General features: G+C 48.5%; 17 protein-coding genes. 9 read left to right on the plus strand and 8 right to left on the minus strand.

The window, feature by feature from the left end:
• Positions 1–41 precede the first annotated feature (41 nt).
• Entirely contained in the window at positions 42–3,911 is a 3,870-nt protein-coding gene (locus NC996_RS15250; protein ID WP_190686240.1) for a PAS domain-containing protein, read from the minus strand.
• Between the two features lie 178 nt (positions 3,912–4,089).
• Here NC996_RS15250 and NC996_RS15255 point away from each other — a divergent pair, with 178 nt between their 5' ends.
• On the plus strand, positions 4,090–4,776 hold the full coding sequence (locus tag NC996_RS15255) for a ComF family protein (protein WP_190686243.1): 687 nt from the start codon (positions 4,090–4,092) through the stop codon (positions 4,774–4,776).
• 107 nt (positions 4,777–4,883) lie between these two features.
• Here the strand turns inward: NC996_RS15255 and NC996_RS15260 are convergent, their stop codons facing one another.
• Positions 4,884–5,252: an EamA family transporter gene (locus tag NC996_RS15260; protein WP_190427002.1), complete on the minus strand. Its 369-nt coding sequence runs from the start codon at positions 5,250–5,252 to the stop codon at positions 4,884–4,886.
• Between the two features lie 116 nt (positions 5,253–5,368).
• Here NC996_RS15260 and NC996_RS15265 point away from each other — a divergent pair, with 116 nt between their 5' ends.
• A complete protein-coding gene (locus NC996_RS15265) occupies positions 5,369–6,055 on the plus strand; it encodes a Mo-dependent nitrogenase C-terminal domain-containing protein (protein WP_190426999.1) in 687 nt (228 codons plus the stop codon).
• Between the two features lie 107 nt (positions 6,056–6,162).
• Positions 6,163–7,182, plus strand: a complete 1,020-nt coding sequence (gene obgE / locus NC996_RS15270) for a GTPase ObgE (protein ID WP_190414133.1) — start codon at positions 6,163–6,165, stop codon at positions 7,180–7,182.
• A 210-nt stretch (positions 7,183–7,392) separates the two neighbouring features.
• Here the strand turns inward: obgE and NC996_RS15275 are convergent, their stop codons facing one another.
• The 4 genes from NC996_RS15275 to NC996_RS15290 all read right to left on the minus strand — a co-directional run bounded on the left by NC996_RS15275 (position 7,393) and on the right by NC996_RS15290 (position 11,658).
• Positions 7,393–8,193: a class I SAM-dependent methyltransferase gene (locus NC996_RS15275; RefSeq protein ID WP_190686246.1), complete on the minus strand. Its 801-nt coding sequence runs from the start codon at positions 8,191–8,193 to the stop codon at positions 7,393–7,395.
• Between the two features lie 76 nt (positions 8,194–8,269).
• A complete protein-coding gene (locus NC996_RS15280) occupies positions 8,270–9,880 on the minus strand; it encodes a 2-isopropylmalate synthase (protein ID WP_190686248.1) in 1,611 nt (536 codons plus the stop codon).
• Between the two features lie 95 nt (positions 9,881–9,975).
• Positions 9,976–10,497 carry an NYN domain-containing protein gene (locus NC996_RS15285; protein ID WP_190414139.1) on the minus strand — a complete coding sequence of 174 codons (522 nt, stop codon included), beginning with the start codon at positions 10,495–10,497 and terminating at the stop codon, positions 9,976–9,978.
• Positions 10,498–10,815: 318 nt separating this feature from the next.
• A complete protein-coding gene (locus NC996_RS15290) occupies positions 10,816–11,658 on the minus strand; it encodes a sulfurtransferase (protein ID WP_190673704.1) in 843 nt (280 codons plus the stop codon).
• Positions 11,659–12,254: 596 nt separating this feature from the next.
• On the opposite strand from NC996_RS15290, the gene NC996_RS15295 reads away from it, so the two are divergent.
• From NC996_RS15295 to NC996_RS15310, 4 genes are all read left to right on the plus strand, one after another.
• Positions 12,255–13,142, plus strand: coding sequence for an MnmC family methyltransferase (locus NC996_RS15295; RefSeq protein ID WP_190426987.1), 888 nt, complete (start codon positions 12,255–12,257; stop codon positions 13,140–13,142).
• A gap of 363 nt (positions 13,143–13,505) precedes the next feature.
• Positions 13,506–14,549: a two-component system response regulator gene (locus tag NC996_RS15300; protein ID WP_190414701.1), complete on the plus strand. Its 1,044-nt coding sequence runs from the start codon at positions 13,506–13,508 to the stop codon at positions 14,547–14,549.
• Positions 14,550–14,701: 152 nt separating this feature from the next.
• Positions 14,702–16,081: a bifunctional UDP-N-acetylglucosamine diphosphorylase/glucosamine-1-phosphate N-acetyltransferase GlmU gene (gene glmU / locus NC996_RS15305; RefSeq protein WP_190414702.1), complete on the plus strand. Its 1,380-nt coding sequence runs from the start codon at positions 14,702–14,704 to the stop codon at positions 16,079–16,081.
• 6 nt (positions 16,082–16,087) lie between these two features.
• A complete protein-coding gene (locus NC996_RS15310) occupies positions 16,088–16,417 on the plus strand; it encodes a YnfA family protein (RefSeq protein WP_190414703.1) in 330 nt (109 codons plus the stop codon).
• Between the two features lie 52 nt (positions 16,418–16,469).
• Here the strand turns inward: NC996_RS15310 and NC996_RS15315 are convergent, their stop codons facing one another.
• Positions 16,470–17,429 carry an isoaspartyl peptidase/L-asparaginase gene (locus NC996_RS15315; RefSeq protein WP_190414704.1) on the minus strand — a complete coding sequence of 320 codons (960 nt, stop codon included), beginning with the start codon at positions 17,427–17,429 and terminating at the stop codon, positions 16,470–16,472.
• Between the two features lie 106 nt (positions 17,430–17,535).
• The gene (locus tag NC996_RS15320; protein WP_190414705.1) at positions 17,536–17,697 is read right to left on the minus strand and encodes a DUF2256 domain-containing protein; all 162 of its coding nucleotides are present in this window, start codon (positions 17,695–17,697) and stop codon (positions 17,536–17,538) included.
• Between the two features lie 113 nt (positions 17,698–17,810).
• On the opposite strand from NC996_RS15320, the gene NC996_RS15325 reads away from it, so the two are divergent.
• On the plus strand, positions 17,811–18,644 hold the full coding sequence (locus NC996_RS15325) for an RNA methyltransferase (protein WP_190686251.1): 834 nt from the start codon (positions 17,811–17,813) through the stop codon (positions 18,642–18,644).
• 199 nt (positions 18,645–18,843) lie between these two features.
• Complete coding sequence (locus tag NC996_RS15330) at positions 18,844–20,655, plus strand: serine hydrolase (protein ID WP_339380339.1); 1,812 nt, start codon at positions 18,844–18,846, stop codon at positions 20,653–20,655.
• The last annotated feature ends 531 nt before the right edge of the window (positions 20,656–21,186 follow it).

Raw genomic sequence — 21,186 nt, forward strand, 5'->3', positions numbered from 1 at the left:
CGCCGCTCTCGTTCTTTCAGCCAATTGAGCAAGCAGTGCGTCTAGCGAATAAGCTTAGCGATCGCTTCTGCTAACAGGGATGGCTCAACTGGCTTAGCGATGTGTCCATCGAAACCCGCAGCGCTCGCTCGCTCGGTATCTGCCGAACTTGCATAGGCGGTGAGTGTGAGTGCTGGCAGCCGCCTCACTCGTTCTGCCGAATGGTTCCTAACTTTGGCAATTAGCGAATAGCCATCCTCCAAGGGCATTCCGATGTCGCTGACAAGGACATCCGGCTGAAACTGTTCGAGTGCTTCTAAGGCATCGAGAACGGATGCCACAGCAAGTATCTTTCCTCCATACTGTTCCAAGGCTGTGGAAAGAAATTCTCGTGCGTCTGCTTCATCATCTACAACCAGTATCCGCACTCCACTCAGAATGTTCAGGACAGGAGGAGTGAGGGAAGAGGAGGGAAGAGGACTGAGGGCTGAGGACTGAGGACTGACAGAAGAGGAGGGAAGAGGGCTGAGGGCTGAGGGCTGAGGGTTGAGGGTTGAGGAGTAAGAGGAATTTTGAGTTTTCTCATTTGCTTGTTCTAGGTCAATCTGCACTTCCTGCCGCTGCGCTAACACTCCTGAAGTTTTTAGTCCTACCTGTGTCCTTTCTAAGAGGGGCAACCGCACTGTAAAGGTCGCTCCGAGTCCTTCTCCTGGACTCGTCACCTCAACGGTGCCGCCATGCAGTTCCACCAGTTGGCGGACGATGGCTAACCCTAGCCCCAAACCCGCTTGCGATCGCGTCGTTGTACTATCCGCTTGCCGAAAGCGCTCGAAGACGTAGGGCAGAAAGTCAGGACTGATGCCCAATCCGGTGTCGCTGATTTCAATTTGGGCGTGGTTGGGAATGGGGAATGGGTTCGATGGGTTGCTATTCTCGATTCCCGATGACTCATTCCCCTTGACCGTTGACAACTTTACCGTGACTCGTCCGCCTTCCGGTGTGAACTTAATGGCATTGGAAAGGAGATTCCAGACGATTTGCTGCAAGCGTTCTGCATCACCCATCACAACGCCAATATCAGGAACGAGCATTGATTCTAGAGCGATCGCTTTGGCTTCGCAGGAAGGTAAGACGGTATTGATGGATGACTCAATTACCGATATCAGGTCAACTGGACGAATATTCAGGCGGATTTGCCCGCGAATTAGGCGCGAGACATCTAATAAATCCTCAATCAGTTTTACCTGTGATTTGGCGTTGCGCTCAATCGTCTCTAGCGCCCGCGCGGTGGTGGTTTCATTGAGTTTCCGCGTCCGGAGCATCGTCGCCCAACCCAGCATCGCGTTTAAGGGCGTCCGCAGTTCGTGGGAGACGATTGCCAAAAATTCGTCTTTGATCCGGCTTGCTCTCTCTAATTCTTCTGCCTGTTGCCGCAGAGTCGCTTCTAACTGCTTGGCGCGAGTGATGTCCTCGGCAATGCCAACAATGCGGTAAACCTCTCCCCGATCGTTTTGGATCGGAAAAGCGCGATCGCGTATCCAGCGCTCCTCGCCGTCGGGTCGGGCAATCCGATACTCTTGATCGTACTTTTCGTAGCTCTGCTTTTTCGCCGCAGCGATTACCCGCTCTCGATCTTCTGGATGGATGGAATTCACCCAGGATGAAGGGTCTTCGTAAAGGCTTACGGTCGTGCGACCCCAGATTTTTTCATAGGCGGGACTAACATAGAGTAACTGTTTCGGAGCGTCCGAACGAATCCAGAACACTTCATCGATGTTTTCTGCCAGCTGACGGAACCGCTTTTCACTTTCTTTGAGTGCTTCCTCTGCACGCTTGCGTTGGGTGCGGTCGAGGACAAAAGCAACGCAACTATCGGGAGATTCTTCCAACCGAGCCAACCCGACGAGAACTGGAACGCGGCTGCCATCTTTACGAACGTATTCTTTTTCCCAAGGCGTACACGTGCCGGAGTTCAGCATTTCTTGGTTTTTGTGCCGATCCAAATCGTCGAATTCCTCCGGGGTCATGATATCCCAACGCACTTTGCCCGTTTGCAGCTCTTGGCGGGTGTAGCCAAGCAGATTCAAAAAGGCGTCGTTGGTATCGGTGACATTGCCGTTAAAGTCGGCGAAGACGACCCCGATGATATTGGATTCCACCAGACGCCGAAATCGGGCTTCGCTTTGCCGCTTTGCCTCTTCGGTGCAGTGACGCTCAATGGCGATGCCTGCCAGATTGGTCGATATCTCGACCAGTTTCTGGTCGTGCAAACTAGGCTGTTGCGGCTTGCGGTAATACATCGCAAAAGTGCCTAAGATATCTCCATTCGTGGCAAAAATCGGGACTGACCAACACGCTTGGAATCCATGAGACAAGGGCAAATCTTTGTATTCTGCCCACAGGAAATCGTTGGCAATATCCGACACAACTACTGGTTCGCGCCGATAAACCGCCGTACCGCAACTGCAAGCTACAGCACCGATGGGAATCCCGTCAGGGACTGCTTGAAAGTAGCTGTTTGGAATGCTGGGTGCTGCACCGCGATAGAGTTTTTGCTTTTCTTTGTTCATCAGCAGAATGGAACACAGAGCGCCATCCGACTGTTGTTCGATCAACCGGGCGAGAACATCCAGTACGGAGGGGAGGGCGGCACCTTTGGCAATCATTTCCAAGACCGTGTTTTGCGTCGCTAACAAAGCTTGGTTTGAAGAGCGCTGGGTGATGTCGAAAAAGGTGACAACAGCAGCGACGAGTTTGCCCGCGCGATCGCATACCGGAGAGGAGCTGACGTGCATTGTGCCCCGCGTATCATCCCCCCGCAAAAATTGAATTTCTTCATCAATGACGACTTCGCCGGTGCTGATGGAACGTGCCAAAGGCCATTCCTGCGGCTGATAAGGTCGCCCGTCGGCGTGGAAGCCTTGGTACTCGCGGTACTCCTCAATATCCCTAGATTGCCGAAAAGGATGACGCCAAATCCGATCCACCTGCTCGTTGCCGAGGATCAGCTTCCCGGAGGGAGCTTCCGCAACAATCGCGCCGACTGGTAGCTGCCGCAGCACCGCTTCTAGGAGGGCGCGTTCGGTTTCCAATTGCGAATGAGCGCGATCGCATTCGTCTTGAGCAATTCGGCTTTCGCTGATGTCTAAAGTACAGCCAACCACGCGCACTGCACGCCCATCAGCATCTCGCACGATTAGCCCTCTATCCCAAACATATAGATACCGATCGTTTTTGTGGCGAATCCGATATTCAACGGTAAAACTACTACTGGCGGCGATCTTGCTGTTTATTTCCTCGTGTACCCGCTGTCGGTCATCCGGATGAATCCGCTCCATCCACCACTGAACAGTTGTTTGGGCTTCTTCAATTTGATAGCCTAGAACCTCACTCAGCCCTTGTGTCCTTTCTATCGTGTTCTGAGTCAGATCCAATTCGTAGATAATCCCATTAATTGCCGCAGCCGCCAGCTCAAAGCGCTCGTTTGCCCTCCTCAGCTTTTCCTCGACCTGTTTGCGTTCGCCCAGTTGCTGATTCAGAATGTCGTTAGTCGCCTCTAGCCTCAAAGCTTGTTCTGCGCGGCGCTTTAGAAACCCGACCATCAACACCAGAGCTGGTGTGGTGAAGGCTAGTACGAGCAAGTGACGGGCATTTTCGTCTGTGTACTCAAACAAATGTCCGGGGTTGGAAAAGAAGCCAAGGGCATACACCAGCGAAATCGCTGCGCTAATCAACCCAGCCCAAAAACTGCCGCTGAAGGTAGCATAAACAACCGTGGTGAGGGAAATCGGGCCTGGGTTGGGGATGGCAAATTTTGTCTGAGACAGCACCTCAATGGCGACAAGCGTCACCACTGTTAGGATGGGGCCAATGACCTGCGACCCGAAGCTCGTGTTCGACGACTTTTTTCTGACATGATTAGAGTCAGCCATTATTCTGGAACTTCAGCTAATTTTTTGGTGTAATTCGGTGTGAAAGTTTAAAAAAACTCTGATTCTTAAAGTTAAATTCATTAATTTTGTAAAAGATTAAGCTAGACGTTACTTGCGCGATCGCTTACAAACCTACTTGTATTTTAAAGAAATCTCCCCAAAGGAGGAGGTACTCAAAATGGGGCATTGGAGCCAGACTGTAAAAGGTTTGCTAAATCTATTTCTGAAGTCCAACTGCCCACTCTGCCAGCGCCCGACTTCTCAAGAATTTTGCGAAGACTGTCAGCGGCAACTGCAACGCTGTCAGATGTCCAATCCTAACCAATTTTGGCAAGGGCAACTACCCGTGTTTGCTTGGGGCGGATATGGAGGGGCAATGAAGAGAGCGATCGCTGCCCTAAAATATGAAAACCATCCCCAACTGGCTCGTCCGTTGGGTCATTGGCTTGCTCAAGCATGGCTGAATTCTCCGGTATCCGCTCAGCTCAAATTAACCATAGTGCCCATCCCCATGCACCCCTCCAAAGTGAGTCAGCGAGGCTACAATCAGGCAGATTTACTGGCTCAAAGCTTTTGCGATTATACCGGCTACCCCATGCGATCTCTGGGTTTGGAACGGGTACGGGCGACAGAGGCTCAGTTTAGCTTATCTGGCACCGAGCGAGAAAAAAACTTAGCTGGCGCTTTCTCCCTTGGAAAAGAATTTCTTCGTAGCCGTCCATCTACGCCAGTGTTGTTATTAGATGACATTTATACGACAGGAGCGACGGCTCAATCTGCGGCTCAAACGCTCGCACGACATGGCATCCGAGTATATGGTTTAGTTGCAGTCGCGACTCCTAAAAGGGTGAAGGATGATGGTTGATACGAACCAATTAGCAATTACTAATGACACCCGGTGTGCAACTTTCTGTATTTTCGCCCAATCAATGGGGGTTAAGAAAAAGTAGCGCAGGGCGTAATGCACGAAATTTAATTTTTCCAAATCACCAACACCACGCCGCTGATAATCAGACCCAAACCCACCACGCGGCTCAAAGGAATCGCTTCTCGGAAAATAAAATAACCCAGCAGCACAGAGAATACATAAGTCAGACTTACCGCAGGGCCAGCGATGCTGAGATTCACCCGCGTCAGTAGCAAAATATAAACAAAAGCCCCTAAACCATAGCAAGCCAGACCCGCTAGAAGTTCTGGTGTACCGAGAATGCTTAAAAGATGACCGATCCAATTAGCTGCATTGACTCTGCCTAACTTCAAAGCTCCAGCTTTGAGCAAAAATTGCCCTGCAACGCTCGCTAGGATCGAAATCAGGAATAATCCAAATTCTGGTGAATTCACAGAAATATCAATAAAGTGAGGAGATCCGTCTCTAAGTTTACAGCCATCCGAGGCTGAGCCAGAGCTAGAATCGACTCAAAGGGATCGCAACGTAAATTCAAGCAAATCAGAGTGTTATGACGAGCGTACTTCAGTCTCCCTATACCAGCGAGCAAATGGCGGTTTGGATACGCGGCTTGCTAATGGTTGCTTGGGCAGACGGCAATTTTGACGCCGAAGAACAGAAATTAATTTCATCGCTGACTCAGAACCAAGTAGCGCCCACAATGGATTTGGGATCGCTCGAACCGATTACTGCCGATGAATTAGCAGCGGCTTTTAAGCAAGATGCCAGAAGCGCAGAAGATTTCCTGCGTACCGCTGTGATGGTGGCAGTCGCAGATGGCGTTTATTCCTCCAGCGAGGATGAATTGCTATTCCAGTTTTGTGAGGCATTAGGACAGCAGCCGAAAGCGCTTTCATTGCTGCGGCAAACGCTGATTCCTACCTCAGAAAGCGAGATTTCCGCTGACTCGGACAAAGGAGCAGCGGCTCGGATTCGGCAGCGGGATGTGCTGCGCCCAGTACGGGTATGGCTTGATGGGCTAGAAATTCACGATCCGCGATTGGCGAGATTCTTGTGCAAAATGATTCCTGCCCAGTGCCCGTTTGAGCGCGATGTCAAGCTATTTGGTCACAAAATTGTCCACATTCCACCGCTGTGTAAGCTCAATCCCATCTACGAACAGTTAGTAGGTTTGCGCTTCCGCGCTTTATCCTATTTGGCGGATGATTGTGGTGAAGATGTGTCACCGTATTGTTAGTGGAAGACTGGCTAATGGCTAATGGTTCATGATTCATGGTTCATGGTTCATGGCATCCCGGAGCAAACGATCAATCAGTAACAATTAGCAATTAGCAAAGGAAATTTATGCAATTTATCGATCAGGTAGAAGTTGAAGTGGAGGCGGGGAAAGGGGGCGATGGAATTGTCGCTTTCCGACGGGAAAAATATGTGCCAGCTGGGGGGCCATCCGGGGGGAATGGCGGTCGCGGTGGTTCGCTGATTCTAGAGGTGGTTGAGAATTTACAAACCTTGCTGGACTTCAAGTATACCCATCGTTTCAAGGCTGAAGACGGTTCGCGCGGAGGGCCAAATAATCGCACGGGTGCAGCGGGACGCGATCGCGTGATTCATGTTCCCCGTGGCACGATGGTTTATGATGCCGAAACGGATGAGTTGCTGAGCGATTTGGTTGAGACCGGGCAAACTTTTTGTGTGGCGAAGGGTGGCAAGGGAGGTTTGGGAAATCAGCACTTCCTGAGCAACCGCAATCGAGCGCCGGATTATGCTTTAGACGGGTTGCCAGGTGAAAAACGGCAGCTGCGTTTAGAACTGAAGCTCTTAGCTGAGGTGGGGATTATTGGTTTACCCAATGCCGGTAAGTCTACGCTGATTTCGGCGATTTCAGCGGCACGACCGAAGGTAGCAGATTATCCTTTTACAACCTTGGTGCCGAATTTGGGGGTGGTACGCAAACCCAGCGGTGACGGCACCGTATTTGCTGATATTCCAGGTTTAATTGAGGGTGCCCATATGGGTGCCGGGTTGGGACACGACTTTTTGCGTCATATCGAGCGTACCCGATTACTGCTGCACTTGATTGATGGGACTAGCGAAGATCCCATTGTTGCGTATCAAACGATACAGCAGGAGCTGCACTCTTACGGTCGCGGACTAGCAAATCGTCCGCAGATTGTGGCGCTGAACAAGGTGGATGCTATCGATCCCGATCGTGATGTGGAAGCGATCGCGCAACAGCTTCGTCAGTTAAGTCATGCACCCGTATTCCTGATTTCAGGGGTTGCTGGCATTGGGCTAGATCAAATGTTGCACGAAGTTTGGCAGACCCTCGCTCAACTGGATGAACTAGCCACCATTAATCATTAATAACTAAAAATTAAAAATGCAAGAATTTATCTTTCATTTTTAATTTTTACTTGTGACTTTTGCTGGGGATTAGTCCTAATAACGCTTACAAATTACTGAATTCTTAGCTTCGTTTGAGGTTAGAAACCTAACCAGTGTGAGTTTTTTCTCAAAACAAGCTAACAATTTTCAGTAATTAATCTCATCCTCCGCTTACTTGAGAAATACAAATTATTTCGTTGCGACTACAGCAAGATTCCAGGCAAAACGCTTCATTAAAGGAATCTTTTTCAAAACGCCATCCATCTTCTCTAACCGTTGATAATTGGGTGCCAATCTTTCATGTTCAATAATAATTTTCTTCCAGTAACGTTCCTTATTCGGATCGATTTTTTCAATTAAATAGAAGCGTAGAAAAATCCACAGCGTTGCCAACCAAAACGTATCGTAAGACGTTTCTGAAAACTGGGATTTGACAAAATTAACAATATTAATATCCAGCGGCGTTTCATCTTCAGTCCGCACTTTCGTCGCAATCCGGCGGTACACATTAATGACTGGATTGTGTTTCAGAGGGTCCCAAAAACAAGCTTTTCCACCCGGTTTAAGCACCCGGTGCATTTCCCGAATGGCGAGTTTCGGATTGGGTAAATGGTGCAACAAATTCGAGGCGTAGACAATATCAAAACTATTATCGGGGCAATCGAGCGCGATCGCATTCATGGTTCGCCCCTCAATCTCGACGCCGTTTTTCTCTGCCAGTTGTAGGGCGACTTCCACCATGCCGGGAGAGTAGTCAGATGCCACGCACAGCGCCCCTTTTTTGGCAAAGTAAACGCTATTTTCCCCAGCACCACACCCTAAATCGAGAAGCTTTTTGCCTCTGATATCTCCCAGTCGTCTGAGGATGAAACGGTTTTCAGGGGCAGTACAAGCCTCAAAATAATCTTTGACTTTAATTCCCTCTACATCAATGGTAGATGCCCATTGATCGTGGAATTTTTTCTCTTTGTCAAAAATATCTTCTTTCATGCTGGGTATTCAGAATTAAATAAAAAGGTACGCAAAGGATTTTCTCACTTTGCGTACCTCTATTGCTGTTTGCGGTTTATACTTTTTGAGAAATTACGGCTGATCGCGTCTCATCTTTTTCCAAGACAACATACAACCGATTCAGGGCGTTGACATAGGCTTGGGCGGAGGCGACGATGATATCGGTGTTGGCAGCATGACCGGAAAATACTCGATCTTGGTGCCGTAGGCGAATCGTGACTTCTCCGATAGCGTCAATTCCAGCCGTTACCGATTGAACGGAAAATTCAATCAGTTGGTTGGGGACGTTGACGACGCGGTTGATTGCCTTATAAACGGCATCTACGGGTCCCGTCCCGATGGCGGCGTCTGTGAGTTCTTCGCCGGCTGGAGTGCGAAGTGTAACGGTTGCGGTGGGCTGAGAGTTGCTGCCGCAAGAGACTTGCACCAATTCTAAGCGGAAAAGTTCTGGGGCTTGTTGGATTTCATCGTTAGCGATCGCTTCCAAATCCCAATCGGTGATTTCTTTCTTTTTATCCGCTAAGTCTTTAAACTTCAGAAAGGCTTTATTTAACTCACTTTCTGATAGTTCAAATCCCAATTCTTTCAGTCGAGCGCTGAAGGCATGGCGACCGGAATGTTTGCCCAGTACAATCTGATTATCGGTTAAACCGATAGATTGGGCATCCATGATTTCGTAGGTGAGCTTGTTTTTCAGCACCCCATCTTGGTGAATGCCAGACTCGTGTGCAAAAGCATTTGCGCCCACAATTGCTTTATTCGGCTGCACCAACATCCCTGTTAAGTTGGAAACTAACCGAGATGTTTTGTAAATCTGCTTTGTGTCAATATTCGTGAGGGGTTCTTCTGACTCCTCTGGGCGTCCTAAAAATGGATTGTAATACTGACGCCGGACATGGAGTGCCATCACCAATTCTTCGAGTGAAGCATTCCCGGCTCTTTCGCCAATGCCGTTAATGGTGCATTCTAGCTGTCGTGCGCCATTTTTCACGGCTTCCAAGAAGTTCGCCACCGCCAAGCCTAAGTCATTATGACCGTGTACGGAAATGATTGCTTGGTCAATATTCGGCACATTCTCTTTAATTCCCTTAATTAAGTCACCAAACTCGCTGGGAGTCATGTAACCAACGGTATCGGGAATATTGACAGTTTTGGCACCCGCCGCAATTGTCCGCTCTAGCACTTGGTAGAGGAACTCTGGATCGGAGCGAGCGGCATCCATTGGGGAGAATTCTACATCGTCCATGAAGGATTTAGCGTAGGCGACCATTTCTTCTGCGATCGCTAACACTTCAGCCCTTGTCTTTCTTAGCTGATATTCTAAGTGAATATCAGATGTCGAAATAAAGGTGTGAATCCTACCTTTTACCGCCGGTTTTAGCGCTTCTGCCGCGGCTTCAATATCTGCTTTGATCGCTCTTGCCAAACTACAGATAACTGGGCCATCTTCTGTCCCGACTGTCTTGGCAATTTTCTGAACTGCCTCGAAATCTCCTGGGCTAGCATAAGCGAACCCCGCTTCAATCACATCCACGCCCAAACGAGCCAATTGTCGCGCGATACTCAGCTTTTCGTCTACATTCAGAGTTGCGCCGGGGCACTGTTCCCCATCTCGAAGGGTCGTATCGAAAATAATAATCCGGTCTTGGCTAGGTTCAACGTTCATAGGTCAAAAAAACACATCCTTCAACTTTGATTCATTCGCCGTTAGTCATTAGTTCTTGCTAATTAGTTATAGCCAAAAAAACTAAGGTTTGAAGACTAATATTCAGTTTTTTCAATAAATTCCCGAATTTCATTCAGGTCTATGTAGCGGTCTGTAGCGTTTCTTAGCTCTCTCGCTATCATTCCTTCTGTGGAAACTACTGTAATATGCGTATTTTTAGAACGTAACAGTTCGATGGCTCTTTCAAAATCGCCATCTCCACTGAATAAAACTACTCGATCGTACTGTTCTACTGTATTAAACATATCAACAACAATTTCAATATCTAAGTTCGCTTTTTGCGAATAGCGACCGGAAGTGTCATCGTAATATTCTTTAAGAATTTTTGTACGGACGGTGTATCCCAAACTAATTAGTGCGTCTCGAAATCCTCGCTGATCCTGCGGATCTTTTAGCCCGGTGTACCAGAAGGCGTTGATGAGATTTGTATCGGGCTGTTCCTTTCTAAAGTATTCCAATACTCGCCTAGGATCGAAAAACCAACCATTTTTTTGTTGAGCGTAGAACATATTGTTCCCGTCTACAAAAATAGAAAGACGGTTCATTAAGAAAGCCATAGAAACTAAAACCTAAAATTTGTAGAAAAGAATTTTAGTGGAATGATTTATTCTAGCAATTTGTTACGAATAATTATTCATAAGTACTTTAGTGCAATCCCTATTCTTTTTTATCTTTCCGGATCTCCCCAAAACCTGCTGGCATTCAGGAGGTTTTTAGGGCAAAATCGGCGATTAAAGTCGAAAAAGGGGAACAGCACCGATAAAGTCAAACATAACTTCTTCTTTAAACTCTACCTTAGTTGAGGACTCTATTACTGTCCTAGTGGACACTATCGTATAGTTAGGGCAAGTACTTAAGCACTGCCTTTATAGTATTTACAGGTAAGAACACCAATCACTCCAACTACCAGCATATAGCTTGCCCGTATGAACTCCCGCTATTTCTAAAGACAACAGATTTACGCAGGCGGTAACGCCAGAACCACAGTAGACTAAAACCTCCTCAGCTTGCTCTAAGCCTACCCATCGTGCGCGTTGTTCCGTCATCGGTCGTAGGTAAGATTGACTACTCGATACTTCCTGCCAAGGATAGTTTACGGCTCCGGGGATATGACCGGCAATTGGGTCAATGGGTTCTTGTTCGCCAGAAAAGCGATCGCCTTCCCGCGAATCTACCAATACCACTCCTGGCAAGTCTTTTCTAGCTTTGACGGTTTCAATATCTACTACCCAGTCTTGTCGCACCTGAGGCACAAACTTGCCTTTGTGTGGCGTTGGAAGAACGTCTGTAACCGGATATTCCTCTGCCTGCCATCCCGAAAAGCCGCCATCTAACAAAGCCACGCGATCGTGCCCTAGGTAGCGCAACAGCCACCAGAGACGTGCAGCAAAGGCAAATCGGGAATCATCATAGGCAACAACCAAGGTTTCCTGAAAATTTACCCCAATGGCTGCTAACTTCTTGGCTAATTCATCGGGATTGGGCAATGGATGCCTTCCCCCGTGCTGTCCGACGGGTGCAGAAAGGTCTTTGTTGAGATCCAGATAGTAGGCACCGGGAATGTGACTGGTGAGATACTGCTGGTGTCCCAATTCCGGATTGGCAAGGGAAAAGCGACAATCCACAACGATAACTTGCGAAAGCTCCGGAGCCGCTGCGCTAAGGTTCAGGTGTTCGGAAAGCCACTGGGCGGAAACGACAAAAGGGGTATCGGTCATTGACTTGACTGTTTGCAATCAAAACAGTGTACAAGTCTTCAGGGAGCGATCGCATCTGTGTTGCCACGGCAATAGTGGAGAAGCTATCGCGTTTCTGTTTAGAATTCAACTCCAAGTATCCATGCGACTCACTTACAATTTATAGAGTTAGCTGAGTGTTAGAACCAATAAAATAGATAGCAAGACACGAAATTATCGCTAAGCTGTAAAGGTTACATTTTGACCAAAACTAAACCAGTTTCACCAAATAAACTGCAACCCGTTGGTAATGCATTTAATCAGCGGTATGATAAACTTTTGATTTGCTTATTAGAAAGATTTCACGAGCGGTTTTCAAGAATAAATGACCGAAAATTTCTCACTTTAGAGCTTCCATAGAGCAGCATCTTGGTAATCAGGGCTTCATGTTATCTCGTATTAAAGAGGCTGAAGTGATTGATGCATTATGTAAAAAGTGGGTTCAGGAGTGGGCAAGCGTAGCCGAAGTCGTGCAGTTTGCCTAAGAGTCACTCGTCATCTGGAAAAATTAAATTTAGTTTCAACTGAGCTTAAGCAGTTTTTGCAGTGCTTTATTAACCTGCCTTCCTCTCTAAAAAATGCAAGACATGGGCATCTTCACACCTCAACTCACCGCTGATGGCTCATTCACCTTCTTTTCAGAAGAGTTTGGCGAAACTTTTCATAGTCAGCAGGGTGCGAAGAAGGAAGCCGAACTTAAGTTTGTCGAACCGACTCAACTTAGGCAGAAAGCACAGCAACCAACATTACATTTGTTGGATATTTGTTATGGTCTGGGCTACAACACCGCGGCGGCTTTGGAAACGATTTGGGAAGTGAATCCAAATTGCCGAGTGGAGTGGGTGGGGCTGGAATTAGATGCATCGGTACCAAAAGCAGCGATCGCGCACCATCTCTTGAACCACTGGAACCCAGAAAACGCTCAAATTTTCCACCAGCTAGCCACTTCTGGCAAAGTTCAGACCGAACGCCTGAATGCTCAGCTAATCGTGGGAGATGCCAGAGCCACAATTCAGCAGATATACCACTCAAACTTCCGGGCAGATGCGATTTTTCTCGATCCTTTTTCACCCCCCCGATGTCCGCAATTGTGGACGGTGGAATTCTTAAGCTGGGTTGCCAAGTGCTTAAAACCCGATGGGAGGCTTGCCACTTATTCTTGTGCGGCGGCGGTGCGGGCTGCTTTAATCGCCGCTGGGTTACAAATTGGTGCGACATTCCCTGTGGGAAGGCGATCGCCTGGAACGGTCGCTAGTTTTACAAACCTAGATATAGCGGCGCTTTCAGTACAAGAACAAGAGCATTTGCACACCAAAGCTGCCATTCCCTACCGCGACCCTCATCTGTGCGAACCTGCTGATGCGATTTTGCAGCGTCGTCAAATCGATCAACAAGCCAGTGCTTTAGAGCCAACCTCTCATTGGAAAAAGCGTTGGTTATTTCAATCTCAGCTCAGAATTCAATAGCTCTACAAGCAAGTGCTTTAGAACAAACCTCTGCTTGCAAACAGTGCGGGTTATTACAGTCCGCGATCGGGATTGAATGCGATCGCCGCAATGGTCTAGGTCTCAAACGGCGGTGTATAATCGTAGCATTCTTTGCAATCGCTCAAGTGAAAGATTATTAACTTTTAAGAACTGCCTGACCGAACCCGGACAGCTAAAGAATCTCCGAATTTTGTAGGTTATCAGAAGATTAAATCGATGCCTGATGCCAGAAGACGGAAGCTGCAATCAAGATGTCTGCTAAGTGCTGTTAATATCCGTGAAAAACCCGATTCCACGGTTAAGCTATTCGCTCATACTAAAAACAAATTTATGTTATAAATCATGCTCAATTTATCAACGGCTGCTTCTTCTCAAACAAGGTTGTCTTCAGTGAGCTTTCTAGGTTCGGAGTTGCCCAAAATTCTGGTGGTTGACGATCATCCCTCCAGTCGGATGACGGCGGTAGCACTGCTATCGGTGGAAGGCTACGAAGTTTTGGAGGCAGAAAGTGGGCCAGATGCATTGAAGCGTGTAGTCGAGTGCAACCCAGATTTAATTCTGCTGGATGTAATGATGCCGGGGATGGATGGGTTTGAGGTATGTCGGAAGTTAAAACAAGACGAACAAACCCGCTTGATCCCGGTCGTTTTCATCACGGCGCTAAATGATAGGCGATCGCGCATTCTGGGCATTGAAGCAGGTGGAGATGATTTTCTGACCAAACCCTTCGATCGCTTAGAACTCTCTGCCAGAGTCCGGTCTCTCGTCCAGCAAAAGCGTTTGAATGAAGACCTGGATCACGCCGAACAAGTCCTGTTCTCGATCGCCCGTAGTGTTGAAAGCCGCGATCCGGCGACAGGCGATCACTGCGAACGGCTGGTGGAAATGGGTAAAGCTTTTGGTGAATTTCTGAATCTTTCTCGCAACGAAGTTCGGGATTTGATGTGGGGCGGTTATCTCCATGACATCGGTAAAGTGGGCATTCCCGACGCCGTGCTGCTCAAAACCGGGAAACTCAACGACGAAGAATGGGTAATTATGAAGCAGCACGTCCTGATTGGTGAGAAAATTTGTCAGCCGCTGCGAACCATGCGGGGCGTCATTCCAATTATTCGCAATCACCACGAACGCTGGGATGGAACGGGTTATCCCGATGGTTTAGCTAATGAGGAGATTCCCTTTTTGGCGCAGGTTTTTCAAATTATTGATATTTACGATGCCCTGACAAGCGAACGTCCCTACAAACGCGCGTTTACATCAGCACAAGCCTTAGAAATTTTTGCAGAAGAAACGGCAAAAGGTTGGAGAAATCCTCAATTAGTAGAGAAGTTTACTGAGTTTATTCAATCAGCTCGCGTTGCTGAGGCGATGCCAGAAGCCGTGTAGGGGCAAGCTCGGATTGACTCAAAAATTTAGTCGGATGCTGGCGTCGGCTGACTGAGCCAATGTTTCACCCGGAAAGAACCACGAACGCTCTTTCATGGTTCATGCTTCATCCTTTATTCTTTTAGCTGGTCTGATAACGCGAAAAGCTGAATATGGTAGCAGTAGCAATTCTTGCAGCGGGACGTGGGACGCGGATGAAATCGGATCTGCCCAAGGTCCTACATTCCTTGGGAGGGCGATCGCTCGTCGAACGGGTTCTCCATAGTTTGTCTGAAGTCGAACCATCGCGGTGCCTCGTCATCGTTGGGTATCAAGGCGATCGCATCAAAGATGCCTTGATAGAAGTCATCGATCGATTGCCCCCACTTCCCAATCTGGAGTTTGTCGAACAAACCCAGCAGTTGGGCACGGGTCATGCCGTCCAGCAATTACTCCCCCATCTGGAAGGCTTCACCGGCGATTTGCTGGTTTTAAATGGGGATGTCCCTTTGTTGCGATCGCAAACTCTCAAAAATCTGCTGCAAACTCACCAAGAGCATCAGAACGCCGCCACCCTCCTTACCGCCCAAATGCCCAACCCCAAAGGCTATGGGCGGGTTTTTTGTAATGGTCAAAATCTGGTCAAAGAGATTGTAGAAGACCGGGACTGCTCGCCTGCTCAAAAGCAAAATCGCCGGATTAACGCAGGAGTTTACTGCTTCAATTGGCCTCAACTGGAAAAAGTATTGCCGCAACTGGTACCCAACAATGACCAGCAGGAATACTATCTAACCGATGCGGTTAAATTCATGGAGCCGGTGATGGCTGTGGATGTGGAGGATTACCAGGAAATTCTGGGAATTAACGACCGCAAACAACTGAGTAATGCTTACGAAATTTTACAAGAGCGAGTCAAGGATGCCTGGATGGCGGCGGGTGTGACTCTCGTGAGTCCAGACACGATCACCATTGATGACACGGTAGAGTTGCAACCGGATGTAGCGATCGAACCGCAAACTCATCTGCGGGGAAATACCACGATCGCATCTGGGAGTCGCATTGGCCCTGGTAGCTTGATTGAAAATAGCCAGATTGGGGAAAATGTGACGGTGGTTTATTCTGTGGTGACGGACAGTGTGGTTAAAAAGGGCACCCGAATTGGCCCCTACGCCCATTTGCGCGGTCATGTAGAAGTCGGGGAATCTTGCCGCATTGGAAATTTTGTGGAACTGAAAAATAGCACCTTGGGCGATCGCACCAATGCGGCCCACCTGTCCTATTTAGGCGATGCCACTTTAGGAAATAAAGTGAACATCGGGGCGGGGACAATTACTGCTAATTATGACGGCGTGAAGAAGCATCGTACCAAAATCGGCGATCGCACGAAAACCGGCTCCAACAGCGTTCTGGTTGCGCCAGTGACACTGGGAGAAGACGTAACCGTTGCCGCCGGGTCTGTGGTCACGAAAGACGTTCTAGATGATTCTTTGGTAATTGCCCGTGCCCGTCAAGTCGTCAGAAAAGGCTGGCGCTTAAAACCCCAGCAGGAGTAAATCAAGATGCCAATTATCAAGTCTGTATTCTATTTCGTCTTAGCCGGGTTATGCGAAATAGGTGGAGGATATCTGATATGGCTTTGGCTGCGGGAAAATAAGAGTATTTGGTTTGCTTTCTTAGGAGCGATCGCAATGATTCTCTACGGAATCATTGCGACGCTGCAACCTGCGAATTTTGCGAGAGTTTATGCAGCTTATGGAGGTGTCTTCATCGTTCTTTCTATTCTTTGGGGATGGCAAGTAGATAAGATAGCTCCAGACAAATTTGACTTGTTAGGAGGTTGGATTGCTCTGCTTGGCACGCTGGTCGTTATGTATGCGCCTAGGGGTTAATATTTTTACACCCTAACTGCAAGCAGGCTGCAACCTGCCACCCTACTTGCACTTAAGAAATGAAGCCGGATAGGGTGTCACCCGTCCATTCCAAGGTATCGCCCATCTGTTCGCCAGTGTGAAAAGCAGCGAGGAGGACTTCGCTCGTTTTCCCAAATGCGATCGCTCCGGTTGCATCAATCCCAATCGCCCCAAAATCCCGCTGACGCCCACGCGCTTCCGTAAAGGAGCGCTCGAAGGCATCTGCAAGAGACAAACCATCCGTCACCCGCACCACAATCCGCGCTGCCAGACATTCATCAATAATGTCTTCTCCAATTCCCGTACAGCTAATTGCCGCTTGAGCGGTGGCGTAGTTCCCCGCAGGCATTGCGGAATCGCTGACTCGACCAATCCGCTCGAAACCCTTGCCTCCCGTCGAAGTGCCTGCGGCTAAATTTCCCTGACCGTCCAAAACCACGACTCCAATCGTGCCGCGTCCAGCCTCCGGGTCATCCACCAGCTCTTTTTCCGCTACCACCCCAGCGGCTTCTTTAATAAAATTCTCGCTCCGCTCTTGCAGCCACTCTTGCAAGCGAATCTCGATCATCGGATTGTAAATCGGAACCTGCAATTCCCGCACGAGTTCTGCCGACCCGTAATCTGATAGCACACGATCGGGTGAAGCTTGTAAAGCTTGGGCCAGATCGATGGGATGTTGAATGCGGGATACATTAATCACGCCACTCAAGCGCTGAAATGCCCCATCCATCAGGGAGGCACTCATGCGAATTTGACCATCTGATTGCAGTACCGAACCTGTTCCCGCATTAAAGCGGGGATCGTCCTCCATCAAGTGGCAACCATGTACCACTGCTGCTTGGGCAGTTGCTCCTGCCAAAAGCAGGGTATAAACTTCTTCCACGACTTTGTAAAGTGATTTGCGGACTGCGTCAGCCCCCTCTTGACTTTTGAGGGCGCTACCGGCACCACCGTGAATAATCACCTTGGGTTGCACCTGATTGAGTGACATATTTCAATCCTTTGTAATTTTTAATAAATACCAAGACTCAGCCTTGATTTGAGATTTTAGATTTGTGATGTTTTCAATCCAGTATCGAAAATCTAAACTTGGGCTTTTACGCGGACTCATTGGCTTGGTTGCGGCGGCGGCGACAGCGCTCCGAACAGTATTTCACATCATCCCAACAATCAGCCCATTTTTTGCGCCAGGTAAAGGGACGCTGACATACCGGGCAAATTTTGCTGGGTAAGTCGGACTTGGATCGAACGCGCTTCATGTTAATTTGACGGTACATTACCAATATTCAATTTTACGAAATAGATCGGAAGTCAGGTAATTATGTCCGCCCATAGAGGGATGCGCTTTTAGACTATTTTATTCTTTTTACTTATGGATGAGACTAGATTAGCTAAGGTGCGGATTGTATTGGTAGAGCCAGCAGGCCCGCTGAACGTAGGTTCTGTAGCTCGCGCGATGAAAAATATGGGGTTGCGGCAGTTGGTACTGGTGAATCCCCAATGCGATCGCCTCTCGAAAGAAGCAACGGATATGGCAGTTCATGCCATAGACGTCCTGGAATCGGCTCAGGTAGTCGCGACGATCCCAGAGGCATTACAAGGGTGCGTGAAAGCGATCGCCACCACTACCCGCTCCCGAACGTTAGACACGCCGCTAGAAAATCCCAGAATCGCTTTACCTTGGTTGCTGGAAGAACCGCTGCCATCAGCCTTGCTCTTTGGCCCAGAAGATCGCGGGTTAAGTAATGTGGAATTAAACTATGCTCAGCGATTTGTACGCATTACCACGAATCCGGAGTATCCTTCATTAAATCTGGCTCAAGCAGTTGGGATTTGTTGTTACGAGCTTTACCAAAATTGGTCAGCACTCAGCAGTCAGTCGCAAACTACTGACAATCAACAGTACGGGCATGGCAGTACCGTGCCTCTCCCAACTGACAACCCACAACTGACCATTGACCCTGCCTCATTAGAAGTTTTGGAGGGGTATTATCAACAGATGGAAGCCGTGTTATTAAAAATGGGTTATCTCTATCCCCACACCGCCGGCAGCCGTATGGAAAAATTCCGGCGTCTGTTCAATCGAGCCAATCCCAGCAAAGCAGAAGTGGCAATGCTCCGAGGCATTTTCAGCCAGATGGACTGGGCGCTACAATTTTTGCCACATTCTGTTGCTAATGAACCAGAACAGCAAGACGCACCATAAAATAAGCAAAAGTTGCTAGGAACGTTAACGTTAACGCTCTTTTGTCCGTTAGCGGTGTTGCGATACGCAAAAGCATTCGTTCCCTGATGCAAGTGATAGACCCTGGAAAAGTAAAGCCAAGGCTTAGCCGGTACAGTGGTTAGTCACTCTTTTTAACAGCTAACAATTAACAATAACCATAGTGGTGGAGGAGTTAGGAGTGACTCAGCAGTCTGAAACTCAGTCAGTTGTGTCAGCGGTATCAGGAGGAAGTACGTTAAAAGATAATGGGCAAAGCCCAAATAGTTCATCCTCACCGAACCAACACAATCGTTCTGACATCCGCGAACGTCGGCGGGAGCAACAAAAAAGACAACCCGCGTCGCGGAATCGACGCGACGCACTCAAAACGACACCCTTGAGCGTGAGCCGTGAAGTGGCTGCGACGCCGCGAGGAAAGAATCAAAGTTCAGCAAGGATGGGTTTCGGTTTGAAAAATGCGCCCCTAGACACAGAACAAAAAAAATCTTCTCCGTCCCTACGTACTCGAAACTCCTCCCGCGCCAGTCTGTCACTGCGGCAGGTGCAGTCAAATTCTGCTCCCAATCGTTCCTTAAGATCCACCACGCCAATGAGGAAATCACTCTCGCGATTCGCTTCCGATGTGAATCAGGGAAGGCAAGGGATAGAAGCACCTGCACCCCAAACAAGCCGTCGCGATCGATCGCGTCAAGGCGGTTCAATCCCCAATCAAAGTCTGCGCGAGGCAGTGCGCCCTTACCCCGTCCCGTCACAGGGGAATGTGAGGCGCTTCCAGAAACGCCCTCCTGCCCAGCCAGCTCAGCCCACAGGCACGCATAAGAGCGGGGGAACTTTACCTCAGCGCCGGACACGATCGCCCGGACGCCCGGTTTCTCCCTGGCTGTACGGTGCGCGTCTGCTCATCTTGGGAGTGGGAATTGGTGCGATCGCGGGAACTGTTTTATCTGCTTGGGACCCGGCAACCCGCCAGCTAGCAGGCGCTGCTAACAAGGATTCCGCCCTCCATCAGCAGTCAGCAGTCGGGGCGATTGGTCAAGCGCCGGGACAAAAATCACCAGCTCAAGCTGACGCGGCGATGGGTACGGCGGCGGGTACTTCTGTTCTGACGCTGAATCAAGAAATCCCAGCGCTGAAAGCACACGTACAGGCGCTGGTGACACAAAATTCCAAATTAAATCCAGGCGTCTTTTTAGTAGAGTTGGAGACGGGTGCCTATCTCGACTTTTCGGGTAGCGAAATCTTCCCAGCTGCTAGCACCATTAAAGTGCCAATTCTCGTCGCCTTTTTCCAAGATGTGGATGCTGGAAAAATTCGTCTGGATGAACCGTTAACGTTAGAGAAAAATCTGATGGGTTCTGGTTCCGGCGATTTGCAGTACAAAAAGCCAGGGACAAAGTACACCGCCCTAGAGGTGGCAACTAAGATGATTGCGATTAGTGACAACACCGCTACCAATATGCTGATTCAGCGTTTGGGCGGTGCTGAGGCGCTGAATCAGCGGTTCCAATCTTGGGGATTGACGTCAACTGTTATCCACAACGCCCTACCGGACTTGGAAGGAACGAACACTACGAGTCCTAAGGAGTTGGCGACAGTGATGGCAATGGTCAATCAAGGCAATGTGGTCTCGGTGCCATCGCGCGATCGCATCTTGCATATCATGCAACAAACGGTAACAGATTCGTTGCTGCCACGGGGACTGGGGAAAGGCGCTAACATCGCCCACAAAACCGGCGATATTGGCTCTCTAATCGCGGACGTTGGCTTGATTGATATGCCCACTGGCAAGCGCTACATTGCCGCTGTGATGGTGCAACGCCCCCACAATGACGCTAAGGCATCAGAGTTGATTCGCCAGATATCTCGTACCGCTTATCAACACTTCAACCAACCGGCGACACCACCCAGTTCGACGGAAGCGCCTTCAGGCATCTCTAGCCCAATTCCCAAGCCGATTACGGCGGGAAATCCTACCAGTTTTATTAATTAGCTGAAGTTAGGCAGGTTGGTAAAAATAAACTGAATTTGTTGGGAATAGTAATGGGTAATTGATCGCCGGGAATTTTCAACAGTTAGCATTACTTGCAACTGACCACAAATAGGAGGGTAGCCCACCGAACTGTGCTACCCTCCAATTCTTATTACCTTTTTTACATGAAAAACGTAGTTATGTTTAATTAGGTTTATTAAGGGGAGATAAAAGAGCGATCGCTCTGAAGAATTACCACTCTTTCACCGGACACTCTTCTTAATTTATCTACGTCGCTCTATCCGCTCAAGTACAATATCTTTCAGTATCATATAAAGGATTAATAAAAATAAAAGAAATTGCCCAAATTGTAAAACTGGATCTAAACGCCAACCTTGCAAAAATAAAATTATCCCGGAAATTAGCAGCAAACTTCTTATAATTACAGGTACAAATTTATCTAATTTTAAAACTGAGGCACTCAAGTTATTTGTTCGTCTCGATGCTGCACCTCTAATTAAACTTAGGTAGGTGATAGCCAGAATAATATAT

Source organism: Trichocoleus sp. ST-U2 (assembly GCF_039961875.1).
In the GTDB taxonomy this organism is placed as follows: domain Bacteria; phylum Cyanobacteriota; class Cyanobacteriia; order Cyanobacteriales; family FACHB-T130; genus FACHB-T130.

Bases quoted from the DNA above. Each gene is read 5' to 3' on its own strand.
- NC996_RS15250 (WP_190686240.1), bottom strand. From the start codon at position 3,911: ATGGCTGACTCTAATCATGTCAGAAAAAAGTCGTCGAACACGAGCTTC.
- NC996_RS15255 (WP_190686243.1), top strand. From the start codon at position 4,090: ATGGGGCATTGGAGCCAGACTGTAAAAGGTTTGCTAAATCTATTTCTG.
- NC996_RS15265 (WP_190426999.1), top strand. From the start codon at position 5,369: ATGACGAGCGTACTTCAGTCTCCCTATACCAGCGAGCAAATGGCGGTT.
- obgE (WP_190414133.1), top strand. From the start codon at position 6,163: ATGCAATTTATCGATCAGGTAGAAGTTGAAGTGGAGGCGGGGAAAGGG.
- NC996_RS15275 (WP_190686246.1), bottom strand. From the start codon at position 8,193: ATGAAAGAAGATATTTTTGACAAAGAGAAAAAATTCCACGATCAATGG.
- NC996_RS15280 (WP_190686248.1), bottom strand. From the start codon at position 9,880: ATGAACGTTGAACCTAGCCAAGACCGGATTATTATTTTCGATACGACC.
- NC996_RS15285 (WP_190414139.1), bottom strand. From the start codon at position 10,497: ATGGCTTTCTTAATGAACCGTCTTTCTATTTTTGTAGACGGGAACAAT.
- NC996_RS15290 (WP_190673704.1), bottom strand. From the start codon at position 11,658: ATGACCGATACCCCTTTTGTCGTTTCCGCCCAGTGGCTTTCCGAACAC.
- NC996_RS15295 (WP_190426987.1), top strand. From the start codon at position 12,255: ATGCAAGACATGGGCATCTTCACACCTCAACTCACCGCTGATGGCTCA.
- NC996_RS15300 (WP_190414701.1), top strand. From the start codon at position 13,506: ATGCTCAATTTATCAACGGCTGCTTCTTCTCAAACAAGGTTGTCTTCA.
- glmU (WP_190414702.1), top strand. From the start codon at position 14,702: ATGGTAGCAGTAGCAATTCTTGCAGCGGGACGTGGGACGCGGATGAAA.
- NC996_RS15310 (WP_190414703.1), top strand. From the start codon at position 16,088: ATGCCAATTATCAAGTCTGTATTCTATTTCGTCTTAGCCGGGTTATGC.
- NC996_RS15315 (WP_190414704.1), bottom strand. From the start codon at position 17,429: ATGTCACTCAATCAGGTGCAACCCAAGGTGATTATTCACGGTGGTGCC.
- NC996_RS15320 (WP_190414705.1), bottom strand. From the start codon at position 17,697: ATGAAGCGCGTTCGATCCAAGTCCGACTTACCCAGCAAAATTTGCCCG.
- NC996_RS15325 (WP_190686251.1), top strand. From the start codon at position 17,811: ATGGATGAGACTAGATTAGCTAAGGTGCGGATTGTATTGGTAGAGCCA.